The sequence below is a fragment of the Flavobacterium sp. GW823-FHT06G12 genome (genome assembly GCF_058794775.1).
In genome coordinates this window covers 1-16,108 of record NZ_JBXAHE010000005.1, presented here as the reverse complement: position 1 = coordinate 16,108, position 16,108 = coordinate 1, and the positions used below count along the sequence as shown (strand labels likewise).

General features: G+C 34.9%; 13 protein-coding genes. 3 read left to right on the top strand and 10 right to left on the bottom strand.

Annotated elements, in window-relative coordinates:
• Positions 1-122: 122 nt before the first annotated feature.
• The 6 genes from AC1Q5Z_RS18475 to kdpB form a co-directional block, all read right to left on the bottom strand.
• Entirely contained in the window at positions 123-884 is a 762-nt protein-coding gene (locus AC1Q5Z_RS18475; protein WP_492446620.1) for a phosphatase PAP2 family protein, read from the bottom strand.
• 137 nt (positions 885-1,021) lie between these two features.
• Positions 1,022-2,737 carry a sensor histidine kinase gene (locus AC1Q5Z_RS18470; protein ID WP_343589012.1) on the bottom strand — a complete coding sequence of 572 codons (1,716 nt, stop codon included), beginning with the start codon at positions 2,735-2,737 and terminating at the stop codon, positions 1,022-1,024.
• Positions 2,738-2,825: 88 nt separating this feature from the next.
• Positions 2,826-3,950 (bottom strand): sensor protein KdpD, encoded by a 1,125-nt coding sequence (locus tag AC1Q5Z_RS18465; RefSeq protein WP_492446306.1) that lies wholly within the window; start codon positions 3,948-3,950, stop codon positions 2,826-2,828.
• Positions 3,951-4,162: 212 nt separating this feature from the next.
• Complete coding sequence (locus AC1Q5Z_RS18460) at positions 4,163-5,242, bottom strand: porin (RefSeq protein ID WP_492446304.1); 1,080 nt, start codon at positions 5,240-5,242, stop codon at positions 4,163-4,165.
• A 421-nt stretch (positions 5,243-5,663) separates the two neighbouring features.
• Complete coding sequence (locus AC1Q5Z_RS18455; protein WP_492446303.1) at positions 5,664-6,215, bottom strand: K(+)-transporting ATPase subunit C; 552 nt, start codon at positions 6,213-6,215, stop codon at positions 5,664-5,666.
• A 94-nt stretch (positions 6,216-6,309) separates the two neighbouring features.
• Entirely contained in the window at positions 6,310-8,367 is a 2,058-nt protein-coding gene (gene kdpB / locus AC1Q5Z_RS18450; RefSeq protein WP_492446301.1) for a potassium-transporting ATPase subunit KdpB, read from the bottom strand.
• A gap of 69 nt (positions 8,368-8,436) precedes the next feature.
• Between kdpB and AC1Q5Z_RS18445 the strand changes: the two genes are divergently transcribed.
• Positions 8,437-8,796: a four helix bundle protein gene (locus AC1Q5Z_RS18445; RefSeq protein ID WP_492446300.1), complete on the top strand. Its 360-nt coding sequence runs from the start codon at positions 8,437-8,439 to the stop codon at positions 8,794-8,796.
• 101 nt (positions 8,797-8,897) lie between these two features.
• Here the strand turns inward: AC1Q5Z_RS18445 and kdpA are convergent, their stop codons facing one another.
• From kdpA to AC1Q5Z_RS18425, 4 genes are all read right to left on the bottom strand, one after another.
• Complete coding sequence (gene kdpA / locus AC1Q5Z_RS18440; protein WP_492446298.1) at positions 8,898-10,616, bottom strand: potassium-transporting ATPase subunit KdpA; 1,719 nt, start codon at positions 10,614-10,616, stop codon at positions 8,898-8,900.
• Positions 10,617-10,721: 105 nt separating this feature from the next.
• Complete coding sequence (kdpF, locus tag AC1Q5Z_RS18435) at positions 10,722-10,799, bottom strand: K(+)-transporting ATPase subunit F (protein WP_073099479.1); 78 nt, start codon at positions 10,797-10,799, stop codon at positions 10,722-10,724.
• A gap of 120 nt (positions 10,800-10,919) precedes the next feature.
• Positions 10,920-11,201 (bottom strand): DUF7674 family protein, encoded by a 282-nt coding sequence (locus tag AC1Q5Z_RS18430; protein ID WP_008466868.1) that lies wholly within the window; start codon positions 11,199-11,201, stop codon positions 10,920-10,922.
• A 201-nt stretch (positions 11,202-11,402) separates the two neighbouring features.
• On the bottom strand, positions 11,403-12,749 hold the full coding sequence (locus AC1Q5Z_RS18425; RefSeq protein WP_343589019.1) for a sigma-54-dependent transcriptional regulator: 1,347 nt from the start codon (positions 12,747-12,749) through the stop codon (positions 11,403-11,405).
• Between the two features lie 166 nt (positions 12,750-12,915).
• On the opposite strand from AC1Q5Z_RS18425, the gene AC1Q5Z_RS18420 reads away from it, so the two are divergent.
• The gene (locus tag AC1Q5Z_RS18420; protein ID WP_343589020.1) at positions 12,916-14,130 is read left to right on the top strand and encodes a polysaccharide deacetylase family protein; all 1,215 of its coding nucleotides are present in this window, start codon (positions 12,916-12,918) and stop codon (positions 14,128-14,130) included.
• Positions 14,131-14,223: 93 nt separating this feature from the next.
• Positions 14,224-15,228, top strand: coding sequence for an LLM class flavin-dependent oxidoreductase (locus AC1Q5Z_RS18415; RefSeq protein ID WP_492446295.1), 1,005 nt, complete (start codon positions 14,224-14,226; stop codon positions 15,226-15,228).
• Positions 15,229-16,108 lie beyond the last annotated feature (880 nt).

The window sequence follows — 16,108 nt, the reverse complement described above, 5'->3', positions numbered from 1 at the left end:
AATTCGTGAAAATTTGTGCAATTCGTGGCAAACAAACTATACAAAGTAGTAAAAAATCCTTTTAATCTGTGAAATATGTGGCTTAAAAAACTTTGTGTCTTAGCGCCTTTGTGGCAAAAAAACTAAAAAACTTTCGCAAATCCTAATCCATATTGCTGCCCGTTATAAAAAGGCATTATCATAGAAGTAGATTTATTTTCGGCTGATGATTTGAATAGCTTTTTAGTAATATACGGATTAATCCAATATGCAATTTTGGTGCTTAAAATTCCGATTCCAGCTCCAGCAGCAACATCAGTTAACCAATGGCGATTGTTGTAAATTCTAAATAATCCCGTTCCTGTTGCAACGGCATAACCAGCAATTCCGTACCAAATCGATTTATCTTTATATTCTTGATATAAAAATTCGGCACCCATAAATGCAGTTGCAGTATGTCCAGAAGGGAAGGAGTTATTTGAGCTTCCGTCTGGTCTTTCTTCATGTACAATCGATTTTAAACTCAAAACCGTTGTAGACATAATTGCATACGAAGTTATAAGTATTACAGAACGGTCGCGCATATTGTTCTTACCCTTTACGCCAAAAGCATTCAAGGCATAAACCGATGCTGCAGGCGCATATTGTGAAAAGTCATCAATGGTAATTTTGTTATCAATATCTTCGGTGACCTCATTTTTGATTTGTGAATTGAAACTCAGCAACTGATCACTTTCTAGTCCAATAACACCATAGCCAATTAATACACCCGGAATGATCAATTGTTTGTAATTGAATTTTAGCTGATGTGAAGTACTGTCAATTTTTGTAATCGAATCGTTTTGCTGTGCATTTGCAGAAAATAATCCGAATAAAGACACTAGGAAAATCGTTTTGTGGAACATTGTTGTAGTCATTATGTTTTGCAATATTAACGAATGTTCGACCTTGGTATTTTGGGCTTAATTGAACCTTAAGCGAATATTAATCAAGGGAATAGAAATTAAGAAATCAATGACAATTTCAATAAGAAAAAATAACTTTAAACTTTCAATGTAAACCAAAAAGTACTTCCTAATCCCAAATTGCTTTCAACGCCAACATTTCCATTTTGAGCTTCAATGAATTCTTTGCTAATTGCTAAACCTAAACCAGTTCCAGATTTCTGACTTCCTGGAATTTGGAAATATTTATCGAAAACTTTGTCTTTGTATCGAGGTTCAATTCCTTTTCCAGTATCAATAACCTGAAAAACCATCTGATTATTTTCTTCTTTTAATTTAATAAGAATTGTACTTTTTTCAGATGAATACCGAATTGCATTTGATAAATAATTAATTAAAACCCAGCCTGTTTTTTCTGCATCTGCTTTTACGTTTTTGAGATTTTCATTGGCATCAACAATCAATTGAATCTGTTTTTGATCGGCTTGAACTTTTACAGCTTCAACAGCATATTTCACAATTTCATGCGGATTGCTTTTGCCAATATTCAACTGAATATTTCCTGTTTCCAATTGTGACAAATTGAGCAATTCGCCCGTAATTTTCAACAAACGCTGACTGTCATCTTTAATGCTTTCTACTAACTGTTTTTGATCATCGTTCATATCGCCCGTTTTAGTATTTTCAAGCAATTGAAGACTCAATTTTATAGAAGCAATCGGAGTTTTTAATTCGTGCGAAACGGTGGCAATAAAATTGGTTTTGGCAAAATCCAATTCTTTAAAAAGGGTAATATTTCGCAGAATAATCACATCGCCAATATTAATTTCTTTTTCTTCGCCAGTTGGTGTTATGGTAATATTATGTATTTCTTTTTCGAAATAACTTTCTTTTCCGTGAGCAAAAATTTTGAGAGGCTGTTTTTTTGGAGTTTTGTTTTCTTTTAAAATTAAAGAACGGATTAAGTCATTAGAAATAGCTAATTGAGATGTAGGTTTTCCTATTATATCTTCCGATTTTAGACCAATAATTTTCAGCGCTTCATCATTCACAAACAATACAATTCCCTCATTATCCAAACCAATAATTGGATCGTTCATATTATTGATAAGCGTTTCTAATCGTTTTTTCTCAAAAAGAAGTTTATAGACATTGCTGTCATGATATTCTTCAAGCTTTTGCGCCATGGTATTAAACGATTTGGCAAGATCTCCAAATTCGCTGTGACTTGTAAAATGAACACGTTCTGAATAATTTTTATTGGCAATTTCTTTAATACTCAGCGTTAACTCTTTAATTGGATTGGCAATATTATTGGGCAGATTAACCAATAAGTTAAAAGCAATTAAAAAACATAAAGTTCCAACAATCGCAATCGACAGATTAGCTGTTTCAGCAGAATGTTTAGCGATGTCGCTTTTCTGTTTTATAGCGTCGAGATTCAACTTCATAATAGCAAAAATATCCTGACGAATTTGTGCTTTTATATTTTCATCAGCGTTATTTTTCTCTAAAAGAGCAAAACTTTCTTTCAGTTTTTCGGTTGCTTGTTTTTCACCTGGTTCTGTTATGTTTTGGGTTTGTTTTTCGAGATTTTTCTCAAAATCCTGAATCGTTTCTTTTGAATCCGATTTCATTTCGTCCAAAGCAAAAATCATATTTCTAGAATATTCCAACGTATTGTAATTGGATTTCAGAATATTCTCGGTGTCCTGCTTAATCAGAAAAACAGAATAAGCACTTACTAACGAGAGAATGATGATCATCAAAAATAACAATCCAACACCCAGATTCAATTTGGTTTTAATTCTCATATTTTGTTTTTTGTGTAAAATGTTGTTTGTAAGATGTGAAACGTAAAATGTAAAAGAAAATCACATTTTACAAAAAACATCTCACATTTTACGATAATATTACAAGATCAACATTTGACAAAGACAGTTTGTTTAGCAAACGTCTAAAAATTGTTGTAGACAAAATTACTTTAAACAAATTAAAATGTGGTTTCCCAATACACACAGTTGTAATTTGTTTTTGTTCTACCGTTGTTAAAATAGCATCTGTAATATTTGAATTTTCCAGTTTAATAACTTCCGCGCCTAATTGCACAGCGAGTTTAAAGTTATTAATTAAATGTCTTTGTTTATCAAGTGCAATCCTATTGCTGCTTTCTTGTGGAGTTTCTACATACAAAACATACCAAGAACCATTATAATAACTGGCTAATCTTGCTGCTTTTCTAATTATAATTTTGGCTGTTTTTTCATTACTGCTTATACACGCCAGTAATTTTTCATGTCGTAAAGCATGCAGATTTGGAACTTCATTTTCAACTTTTCGAACCACCTGACTCGCTACTTCTTTCAAAGCCAATTCTCGAAGCTGTAAAATCTGTTCCGATTTAAAAAAGTTCGCTAAAGCGGTCGGAATTTTATCTGCCGTATAAATTTTTCCTTCTTTCAGACGCGCAATCAAATCTTCTGATGTCAAATCGATATTTACAACCTCATCAGCCAATCGCAAAACATTGTCGGGAATGCGTTCCTGAACATCAATATTGGTAATTCTTTTTACGTCTTCATTTAAACTTTCAATATGCTGAATATTAACCGCCGAAATCACATTAATTCCCGCCTCCAAAATCTCTAAAACATCCTGCCAGCGTTTTTCGTTTTTGCTTCCTTCAACGTTCGTATGCGCCAATTCATCAACAATAACCACTTCTGGTCTAAGGTTGATGATGGCCTGAACATCGAGTTCTTCGAGTTCTTTTCCTTTATAGAAAATAGTCCGTCTCGGAATTATAGGCAAACCCGCTAATAATTCATGCGTCTCCTTTCGCATGTGCGTTTCGATGTAGCCAATTTTGACATCGATTCCGTTTTTCAATAACGAATGCGCTTCCTGAAGCATACGAAAAGTTTTGCCCACACCGGCGCTCATTCCAATGTAGATTTTAAACTTTCCCTTTCGTGATTTCTGAATTAAATCGAGAAAGTGCTGCGCGTTATTATTTTCGTTTTCCATATTTTTTGCCACGAAGGCGCTAAGTCACAAAGTTTTTTTTTAAAGCCACAGATTACACAGATTAGAAGGATTATCTTTTTTTAGCCACGAATTACACAAATTTTTATTTAAATACAATTCGTGGAAATTTGTGTAATTCGTGGCAAATAAATCTACACAAAGACATTAAAAAATCCTTTTAATCTGTGTAATCTGTGGCAAGAAATATTCCCTTAAAAACTAATCGCCAGCGAAGTTGTCACGAACGTATTTGTATCCGTTGGAAGATTGTCTTTATTGGTGAAGATTTCGTCTTTACTGGAAAGATTTCTGGCTTCAATTCTAAACATAACATTATCAGTAACTAAGTAATCAAAGTTAGCTGAAAATCCGTAAGTTTTAAATCCGTTTGGCGTTTCTGTTGCAATGATTACACCTTTTTCATCGCTGTAATATTCTCCACGTGCTGCAAGCTGAATTTTATCAGTTAGTTTGTATTGTAGAATTAAAACAGGAGAGAACCAAACATCATATTTATTGCTTCCTTTAGCCGATTGTTGAGATCCAATATCAAAACCAGCCGTAATATTTGTCTTTTCCGTTACCTTAAACTGTCCGTAAAAGTTGTTGAAATAACGCCACTTTTTGTCAATATCCGGCTGTTCATTTCCAACATACGTACTCCAGTTCAAAGCAACCCGATCAGATGGTTTGTATGTAACCTGAGTTCCAAAAGCAGGCGTTTGATTTCCTTCTACTTTCTCGATTCTCTGCCAGCCATTCAAGTACATACCCGCAAAATACCATTCTCCAGATTCAGACGTATAACCAATTTTTACACCCGTTTCATAATAAGGTGAATTTTCAGCCAGAATACTTCGGGTTAAAGTCTGACAGTCTTTTCCAATCGCACTTTCAAAACCAATATGCGAAGGCATAATTCCCGCATCAATCCATAAATTATGGTTTTTCGAAATTTTTACCCCAACATTCGCTTCGTAAACATTTTTCAACAAACCTTGTTCAGCAGACATATTATACTCGGCATAAGTTCCCGCCATCAAAGCAAAATTTCCTCGAATATTTTCTTTAGAATAATTCACTTTTGCCATTCCCAAATTCAGGTTAACTTCATTGCTTTTATTATAACTGTAAAAAAAGTTTGGCCGAGTATGATTTTCAGGTTTCCCGAAATCATAACTATAGTAAGCGTCTACATATCCTGAAAACGTAAACGGACTTTTTGATTCTTCTTGTGCTTGTAAATTGCCGTAACCAAAAGCGATTAAGGCAGTAAGTATTATTTTTTTCATTTTTGTGGTATTCTATTATTTATTAGTAGATTTTTTAGGAGCTAATCCCTCTATCCGTTTCAATCTTTTCCTGGCTAAAGAAGCCAGAAAAAGGATTTCCACTACTATCGGGGCTAGGGTATTTGGGGTAAAAAGGCGTTTCCGTTTCCTGCAAGGTTTTCAAAACCTTGTAGGTATTTAATTTTAAGTTCACGTTCTGTTTGTCATCCTGAGGAACGAAGGATCACACGAGAAACTCCGTCCGCATGATCGTCAATCTTTGTCGAGCTCCTAGTGTGATCCTTCGTTCCTCAGGATGACAAACTACGCGGTTACTTTTTATGATAATATTTGATGTAAATTTTTCATACCTACAAGGTTTTAAAAACCTTGCAGGAGAAAAACCTTAGAACCTTAGCGACTCAGAACCTCAGAACCTTTTCTAGCGAAGCTGATCCAGCGCCACATTCAATTCCAAAACATTAACCGTTTTTGGACCAACAACAGCCGAATTAATTTTAGATTCCACCAAAGATTTTACTTTCGCTTCGTCCAGTTTTCTTTCTTTAGCAATTCGTTTCACCTGAATCAAAGCGCCTTGCGGAGAAACATTCGGATCTAAACCGCTTCCTGAAGCCGTAACCATATCAGCAGGAATATCAGATTTTTTCAAGTACGGATGAACCAATAAAAGTGTATCAATTCTTTTTTGAACCAATGCTAGATATTCAGCATTGCTTGCGCCTTTGTTGCTTCCGGCACTTCCGGCCGCATTATAATCAACAGCCGAAGGTCTTCCCCAGAAATAATTCGACTTATCGAATTTCTGACCAATTTTTTGGTAACCCACCACTTTTCCGTTAACCGAAATCGTTTCTCCTTTTCCTTGATTTGGAGCAATTTGTGCAATTCCGTAAATCGCTAAAGGATAAATAACTGCGAACAAGATTAATGTAGCGACAGTAAGTTTTATGTGTGAAAATATAGATTTCATTTTTTTTATTTTTAAGATTCTGAGTTGCTAAGTTTCTAAGATGCTAAGAAAAAAACTTAGAGTCTTAGCAGCTTAGCGTCTTAGTAACTTCTATTTACATAAATAAGGCAACAACTAAATCGATTATTTTTATTCCGATAAAAGGAACAATCAAACCACCTAAGCCATATATCAAAAGATTACGTTTTAAAATGGCACTTGCCCCAATCGGACGATATTCAACACCTCTCAATGCGAGCGGAATTAAAATCGGAATGATAATCGCATTGAAAATTACAGCCGATAAAATCGCACTTTCGGGACTATGCAAATGCATAATATTCAAACCTTGAAGCGCAGGAATCGCAGTAATAAAAAGAGCAGGAACAATAGCAAAATATTTAGCAACGTCATTCGCAATTGAGAACGTAGTCAATGTTCCTCGAGTCATTAAAAGCTGTTTTCCAATTTCTACAATCTCGATTAGTTTTGTTGGATCATTGTCAAGATCGACCATATTTCCAGCTTCTTTAGCGGCTTGAGTTCCGCTGTTCATGGCAACACCAACATTGGCTTGCGCAAGTGCAGGAGCATCATTTGTCCCGTCTCCCATCATGGCAACCAGTCTTCCTTCGGCTTGTTCTTTTCTAATGTAATTCATTTTATCCTCAGGTTTAGCTTCGGCAATAAAATCATCAACACCAGCTGCTTCGGCAATAAATTTAGCCGTAAGCGGGTTATCACCTGTAACCATAACCGTTTTGATCCCCATTCTGCGCAAACGCTCAAAACGTTCTTTCATTCCAGTTTTGATAATATCCTGCAATTCAATAACTCCTTGAATTTCATTGTTTTTGATTACTACTAATGGTGTTCCTCCATTAGAAGAAATAGAAACAACTTGTTGCAAAGTATCTTCGGGGAAAGTGTTACCTGCTTGTTCTGCGATTTTTTTAGCAGCATCTTGTGCTCCCTTTCTAATATTGGTTCCATCTTTTAAAATCACACCCGAAGTTCTAGTTTCAGCAGTAAATTTGATTGTGTGTGAGATGTCAGAAGTTGTTTGTAAAAAGCTAGCTTTTGTTTCACTTTTTACATCAATCATTTCACTTAATTCTAAAATACTTTTCCCTTCTGGGGTATCATCAGCAAGCGAACTCAAAACAGCCGATTTCACAAAGTCATCAAAAGAAATTCCTTTTGTAGGATAAAAATTGGTTGCTTTTCTGTTTCCAATGGTAATGGTTCCGGTTTTATCCAAAAGCAATACGTCAATATCTCCAGCAGTTTCAACCGCTTTACCTGATTTTGTAATTACGTTAGCTCGTAACGCTCTGTCCATTCCTGCAATACCAATCGCCGAAAGCAATCCTCCAATTGTAGTTGGAATCAAACATACGAACAAAGCAATGAAAGCCGCGATCGTGATGGGTGCGTTTGCATAGTCGGCAAACGGTTTTAGCGTAACGCACACAATCACGAAAATTAAAGTAAATGCGGCTAATAAAATGGTTAAGGCAATTTCGTTTGGTGTTTTCTGACGGCTTGCACCTTCAACCAAAGCAATCATTTTATCTAAAAAGCTTTCGCCAGGTTCAGAAGTTACTTTTACTTTAATTTTGTCAGATAATACTTTTGTCCCTCCGGTTACAGAAGATTTGTCACCGCCAGCTTCCCTGATTACAGGAGCACTTTCTCCGGTAATAGCGCTTTCGTCTATTGTTGCCAAACCTTCGATAATTTCACCATCGGCAGCAATTAAATCGCCAGCTTCGCAAACGAAAATATCGTCTTTTTTCAATGCTGAAGAGCTGATATTTTTGATTTCTCCGTTTGGCAGAATCTGTCTTGCAGGAGTTTCTTCTCTTGTTTTTCTTAAACTGTCGGCTTGTGCTTTTCCTCTTGCTTCGGCAATGGCTTCGGCGAAATTGGCAAATAAAAGTGTTGCCAGTAATATTAGAAAAACAATCAAATTGTAAATAAAACTTCCCTGATCGCTTGCGCCCATTAAGATAGAAATGCAAACGGCAAACATAATTGCAGTTCCAATTTCTACAGTAAACATTACCGGATTTTTGATCATCATTTTTGGGTTCAGCTTGACAAAAGACTGCACTAAGGCTTCTTTTACCTGTTTACTTTCAAACAATGATGTGGATTTATTAGTTGTCATTTTTTCTTTGTGTAAAATGTTAAATGTAAAATATGAAATTTCCTACTTTTGCAAATAATTATTTTAAATATGAAACCTCACAAAAAATTGAATTCATGGATTAAAAGTTTTGAATTCGTTAAAGAAATTTATTTAGCTACAAGACAATTCCCTTCTGAGGAAAAGTTTGGAATTACTTCCCAAATCCGCAGAGCTTCTGTTTCTGTACCTGCTAATATTGCGGAAGGTGCAGCAAGAAAAGGAACAAAAGAGTTTATCCATTTTTTACATATTTCTTTAGGTTCTTTATCAGAACTTGATACTTTAATTTTATTAAGCAAGGAGTTAGATTTTTTCAATGAAAAAGAATCTGAACAATTGATTGGAAAATTAGATATCATAGGAAAACTTATTTATGGATTAATCAAGAATCTTGAGACACGCTTATGATTTGTTATTTGTGAAAAGGTAAAATGTGAAATGTGAGTTGTAAGATGTTGTTTGACTTTGGGAATCACTTTTTTACATCTCACATTTTACTTATTCACATTTTACATTCCAAAATATTCTGCCAATGGACCTAAAGCCAACGCTGGGAAGAATGATAAAGCAGCGATAATTGCGATTACGGCAAAAGTCATGATTCCGAAGATTGATGTATCTGTTTTTAAAGTTCCTGCACTCTCTGGAATGTATTTTTTACCTGCTAGTAAACCTGCAATTGCCAATGGTCCAATTATCGGAATAAAACGACTCAACAGTAATACAATTCCGGTTGTGATATTCCAGAACGGATTATTATCTCCCAAACCTTCAAAACCAGAACCGTTATTGGCAGCGCTCGAAGTATATTCGTATAACATTTCAGAGAATCCGTGATTGCCAGGATTGTTTAACCAACCTGTTGCATTTCCGCTGAACCAATAACCCATTGCAGTATCATGTGCAGCAAAATAAGAAGCCAAAGCTGTTCCTGCTAAAATCAATAATGGGTGAAGAATCGCAATAAAAGCAGCAATTTTTACTTCTCGTGCTTCAATTTTCTTTCCTAAAAACTCAGGTGTTCGGCCGACCATTAATCCGGAGATAAATACAGCCAGAATAATAAAAATATAGTAGTTCAAAATACCAACACCACATCCGCCGTAAAAGGCATTTACCATCATCGATAATAATTGCATAGCCCCAGAAATAGGCATAGAACTATCATGCATACTGTTTACAGAACCTGTAGAAATTACCGTTGTGGCAATACTCCAGAAACCTGAAATTGCTGGACCAAACCGAACTTCTTTTCCTTCCATCGCTCCAGTTGTCTGTGCGATGCCCATTTTTTCGATAGCGGGATTTCCGTTGATTTCACTCATAACTGTTGGAACAACCAGAAGTAAAAATCCAACCGTCATTACACCAAAAATAATATTTGAAAGTTTTCTTTTGTTGAGGTAAAATCCAAGAGCAAAAATCATTGCAAACGGAATAATCATCTGCGCCCAAAGTTCAACTCCATTCGTAAAATAAGTTGGATTTTCTAATGGATGCGCTGAGTTGGCTCCAAAAAATCCGCCTCCATTTGTACCAATATGTTTAATAGCAATAAAGGCAGCAGCTGGTCCGCGCGAAACTTCTACATGATCGCCTTGAAGTGTTGTAATTGTATCTTTACCTTCAAAAGTCATTGGAGTTCCGCTAAATACTAGTGCTACAGCTACAATTGCTGAAAGCGGTAATAAAATGCGAGTACAGCTTTTGATGAAATAATTATAAAAATTGCCCAATTTTTCTGTAGTTCTTTCTTTCATTGCTGTAAAAATCATAGCGGCAGCAGCCATCCCGATACCGGCAGAAACAAATTGAAGGAACATCAAGACGATTTGCGAAAGGTAAGAAACCCCGCTTTCGCCTGAATAATGCTGTAAATTACAATTGACTAAAAATGAAATAGCAGTGTTAAATGCCAAATCTGGTGACATTGAGGGATTATTATCTGGATTAAGAGGTAAAGATCCCTGAAACAATAAAACGAAAAAGCAAAGAAAGAACCAAACCATGTTGATACTTAAAAGTGCTTTTAAGTGCTGTTTCCAGTTCATTTCTTCGGCAGGATTTATACCGCTGATTTTAAAAATAAATTTTTCAATTGGATTGAAAATTGGGTCAAGAAGTGTTTTATCTCCCAAATAAACTTTAGCAATATATTTTCCTAAAGGAATCGCTAAAACAATAGTTAGGATAAAAATACCAATGACGCCAAGTAACTCTGTGTTCATAATTTATATTTTTTTGTGAGATGTGAAATGTATAAAGTGAGATGTGATTCGTAAATAAGGATTGACGCATAACATTTTACTTCTTACTTATAACTTTTCACTAGATTAAAATTTTTCGGGTTTGATTAGTACATAAATCAAATACACGAAAACGGCGATTGAAATAATAAATAGTGCGGTCATGATTTAGATTTTTTCAAAGAATTCAACTGACAGAAAACAAATGGCAAACAGTAAAACTGCTAAAGAGAGAAGGAGGATTGTGACCATGATTATTTTAGATTTAAGACTGTAGACTTTAAATTATACTCCTGAAGCATTAACTTGCTTGATATATTCTGCTTTAAGCGTTTGAGGAAAAAGATGTGAAATATTGCAGTGACGCATTTCCATAAAAGACGAAACCGAAAAAACGTATACGTTAGAAATGGCATTTTTGGTTTCGATACTTCCGTTTATAAATAACCGTTCAGCAAGCGCTAAGCATTTTTTTGCTCGAACGATATTACCGCAGATAATATTTTTTTTAGTAATCTCAGCAAATCGTTCTGCTTGTTTATAGATTGAGGTAACTTGATTTTTCATTTGGAATGAATTTTTAATGTTCTCTCTCCTTATGCCAAAAGATGTTCCGAAAAAATCAAGTTGAGTGTAAAGTGTTGTCAATAAAAGGAATGTAGTTGTGTGCCAAAAATTAGGCATAAAAAAAGCCTATCATTTTGATAAGCTTTTATTGAAATGATAGGTTTGTTCCGATTTCTGAAAGGTTTTGAAAACCTTCCAGGATTACAGCTGAATATTGTACTCTTCCAATTTTCTATATAAAGTAGCAATTCCAATTTCTAATAATCGAGCCGTTTCAGCTTTATTTCCTTTAGTATAATTTAAAACTTTCTGAATATGCAGTTTTTCAATACTTTGCATGGAGAAAGCCGACATTGGTTTTGAATTATTTTCAGGTTGATGCTGCATTTCATAAGGAAGAACATCTGCTGTCAAAATATTTCCATTGCTCAAAATAACCGATCTTTCAATAACATTTTTGAGTTCACGGATATTTCCTGGCCAAGAGTAATTTTCTAATTTCTGTAAAAAGTCATCTCCAACCTGTAAATCTTTTTTATTCGTTTTTTCTGAAAATTGCTTCACGTAATAATTGGCCAATAGCGGAATATCTTTAATTCTTTCTCTTAAGGAAGGCAATTTAATTTCGAAAATGTTCAAACGGAAATACAGATCGGAACGAAAACGATGTTCATCACTTTCTGATTTTAAGTCTCGATTTGTTGCTGCAATTAACCTAAAATTTGATTTTTTTGGAGTGGTATCGCCAACAGGAATATATTCAGAAGTTTCTAAAACACGTAATAATTTCGCTTGAAGATCAATTGGCATTTCACCAATTTCATCCAAAAATAAAGTTCCGCCATTGGCTTCTTCGATAAAACCTTTTTTATCTTTTACAGCTCCTGTAAATGCACCTTGTTTATGACCAAAAAGTTCACTCTCTAAAATTTCCTTGCTGAAAGTACTGCAGTTTAAAGCCACAAAAGATTTTCCTGCACGATTACTATTTTCATGAATTGCCTGTGCAAAAACTTCTTTTCCCGTTCCCGTTTCACCAGTCAATAAAACAGTCGAATCGGTTTTGGCTACTTTTTGAGCTAAATCAATAACTTGCTCAATTCCTTTTGATTTTCCGATTATGGTATTGAAAGAATATTTATCGCCAATGCGTTTTTCAAGCTGTTTTACTTTTTTCTGCAAATGTACTTTTTCGACTGCTTTATAAAGAAGCGGAATGATCTTGTCGTTATCATCACCTTTTACAATATAATCGAAAGCACCATTTTTCATCGCTTGAACACCGTCGGGAATATTTCCGAAAGCCGTCAGCAGAATAACTTCTGTTAAAGAAAAACTGCTTTTTATGTTTTGAACAAAATCAACGCCGTTTCCGTCAGGTAATTTTACATCACACAAAACAACATCAATATCGGTTTGTTCCAGTTTTTTAAAACCAGATTTTAAATCTTTCGCTTCAAAAACTTCAAATCCTTCCGATTTAATAATACGAACCAACAGACTTCTCAGTTTTTCCTCGTCGTCTATAATTAAAATTTTGTGTGTCATTTGCAGAGATGCTAAATCAAATTTTGGTATTTGATCTACAAATTTAGGTTTTAAATTTGTTCGCTTTTTTGAATCGACAGAAATTATTTTAGTACTAGAATCAGTTTTAAAATATTTTTTTGAAAAAGAAATGTAATTTTAATTCGAAAATGAACCACTAAATTTTATGTCTAAACAAATTCTTCTAATAGTAACTGCTTTATTTTTTAGCAATTTCAATTGTTTTTCAAACGGAATTATCGAAAAGGATTCTTCAAAACCGAAAACCATTTCATTCAAAATAAAACTAAAATCGGCCGATAAAATAAAAATTGCTGTTGCTCCTTTAAAATACAACAAACATTTAGCCTATAGTTTTACGCTCGACGATGGTTACAGATCTGCTTACTTAACAGCTTTTCCATTATTGAATGGAGGAAAGATCAGCAATTCATCAATTAACGAATGGAAAATTGATCAAGGTGGAGACGGAACAACTTCGGAAGGACTTTTCTATTCTGATGGAATGGGAAATAAAATTCCGTTTAAATTGGCATTAGCGATTAATGGAGCTTCGATTCGTGAATTACCAGAAAATCGCGGACATCTTTCTTGGGCTGAGGTAAAGGAAATGTACAATGCAGGCTGGGACATTTTGAATCACGGTTTTCATCATGCCACAAAACATGGAACGAATTATTTTGCAGAAGTGACCGAAAATAAAACTTCAATAAAGCAGAATCTAGATTTTACAATGTCTCATTTTGTAGTTCCTGGCGGAGAAGGTGATGAAAAATATTATTTAGAATATGAAAAAGAGGCACTTAATAACGGACATTTTTCTGTAGCATCTTATTATGGTGTCGGCCCAGTTTTAAAAGTTGACTCAAAAGTAAATTTAGATAAAATGATTTCTGCTAGAACTTTTGTGCAGAGTTCAAAAGATACGATCACATTTAAAACTATGGATCGTTATCTAAAAACGTTAGATTCGATTACGAAACAGCCCAATACCATTTGGTTTAATGAATTCACACACGGAACAGGAAATACAAATTTGTGGAATCTAAGCATACGTTTTCCTGAATTCAAATATTATATGACTACGCTTGCTAACAAATATGGTTTAAAAGGAAATGACTCAATCTGGATGGCGCCGTGGCAGGAAGTTTACGAATACATTTGGTTACGAGATAGAATAAAAGTCGATTTTCAGCAGAAAAATAAAGAAGTAAGCGTAACCATTCGGCTTCCAGAAATTCCAGAAACTTTTAGAAATCATGATATATCTCTGAATATAGAAACTGTATCAAAATTTGAAATCGAATCTAATAAAGATTTAAAAATAAAAGATGATGGAAAAACAACTCACAAGCAGATTTTTATTCAGTTGGAGAAATAATATTTGTAGCTACAAATATTATAATTCTATTAACATTAGAAAACAAAGGCATTCGTATAAATGACTTAATTTTGCATTTTAGCCTTAATTAATATGAAAAACCCAATTTCAGTCTCAATATTAGAGCTTGCAATTATCACTCAAGATAGTAACGCAACAGAAACATTTCAAAAAACAAAAGACATTGCACAATTAGCCGATAAAATTGGATACAAAAGAATCTGGTTGGCAGAGCACCATAATATGGCACACGTTGCAAGTACAGCAACGGTTGTTTTAATTGGTTATGTGGCAAGTCAAACTGAAAAGATCCGTGTAGGTTCTGGAGGAATCATGCTTCCAAATCATTCTCCTTTAGTAGTAGCAGAACAATTCGGAACTCTAGAAACGCTTTATCCAAATAGAATCGATTTAGGTTTAGGAAGAGCCCCTGGAACAGATCAGCCAACTGCCGAAGCAATTCGAAAAGACTTTTTTGAGCAAGCACAACGATTCCCGCAAAACGTGAGCAAACTTCAGGAATATTTTTCAGCAGAAAACGCAACAGGAAAAGTTCGTGCATTTCCTGCAGAAGGTCTTAATGTGCCAATCTGGATTTTAGGGTCAAGTATGGACAGTGCAGCTTTGGCGGCAGCTTATGGTTTGCCTTATGCTTTCGCTGGTCATTTTGCGCCAAAATTGATGATTCAGGCATTTGAGTTTTATAGAGAAAATTTCCAGACATCACAGTATTTGGATAAACCAAAAACAATGGCATGTGTCAATATTATAGCAGCAGACACAAATGAAGAAGCAGAATTATTGTCTACTAGTTTGTATCAAATGTTCCTAAACCTAATTAGGAATGACCGCAAAGGATTGCAACCACCAGTTCCTTCATTAGATGATATCATGAACGAAGCAGAACGTTTTCATGTAAACCAAATGACAGCAGGAACCTTTACAGGAAACAAAGAACAATTAGTAACCGATTTGAAAAAGTTCATTGATTATGCAAGAATCGACGAACTAATGGTAACAAGTCCAATCTTCGATCATCAAGCAAAACTAAAAAGCATTCAAATTACCAAAGAAGTAATAGACACTTTGAATCAGTAATACTTACTTATATAGTATAGCTTTTGTTTCCTACTTATATATAAGAGTAATTTTTATTTCAAACCCGGCAGTTTTTTGAAAACCTGTCGGGTTTGCTTTTTATATGCATATAATATAAGTATGGAATATAATGCTGGGCAGATGCGAAGCTTTAAGCTTTAATGATAAATGTGGGCCGTTTGCGGCTATGGGCTGCAAAAGATTGCACCCGAACCCCTGCCCAAAAAGGATTTCCGCTTGCATCGGGGCCATGGAGGAGCTTTTCTGGAAGGCATTTTTACGTAAAGCGCCCCTTTAAGGATATAAGGAGCCGCGCAAAAAGGGCGCCAAATGGCGGAGACCCCGCAAAAGCGGCATTGCAAAACCCCGATAAAACGGCAAAACCGCACCGCAGTTCAGAAAAACCCCACAAGCATCAAAAAAAAAGCAGAGCGTAAAGGGACTGCTTCCAGACAGTTAAGAAAAAGATTGAAAAAAGATTGAAAAAAGCGGACAAAAAAGCTTGGAAAAGCGGAAAAAGGTTCTACTTTTGCACCCGCAACAGCGAAACGCTCATCGAAATGCCGGCAAGGGAATAAGAATTAAAAGGGAAGAAATTTTCTAAAAAAAAGATTCGAAAAAGCTTGCGAGATTTGAAAAAGCGATTTACATTTGCACCCCGCAAAACACGGAAAGCTCTTTGATAGACTGGGAAGGAAAAAAGAAAAATGAGGCGAAAATAAAGCTTCAAAATTTTTCAAATTTTTTCTTGCAGGTTTAAAAAATTAGTTTTAGTTTTGCACCCGCTTTGAAACACAAGCGACGAAGAAATAAAGACACGTTCGTAGACATATTGAATTGACAGCCGTTCTGGAAGAGATTTCAGAACATAAAGAATAAG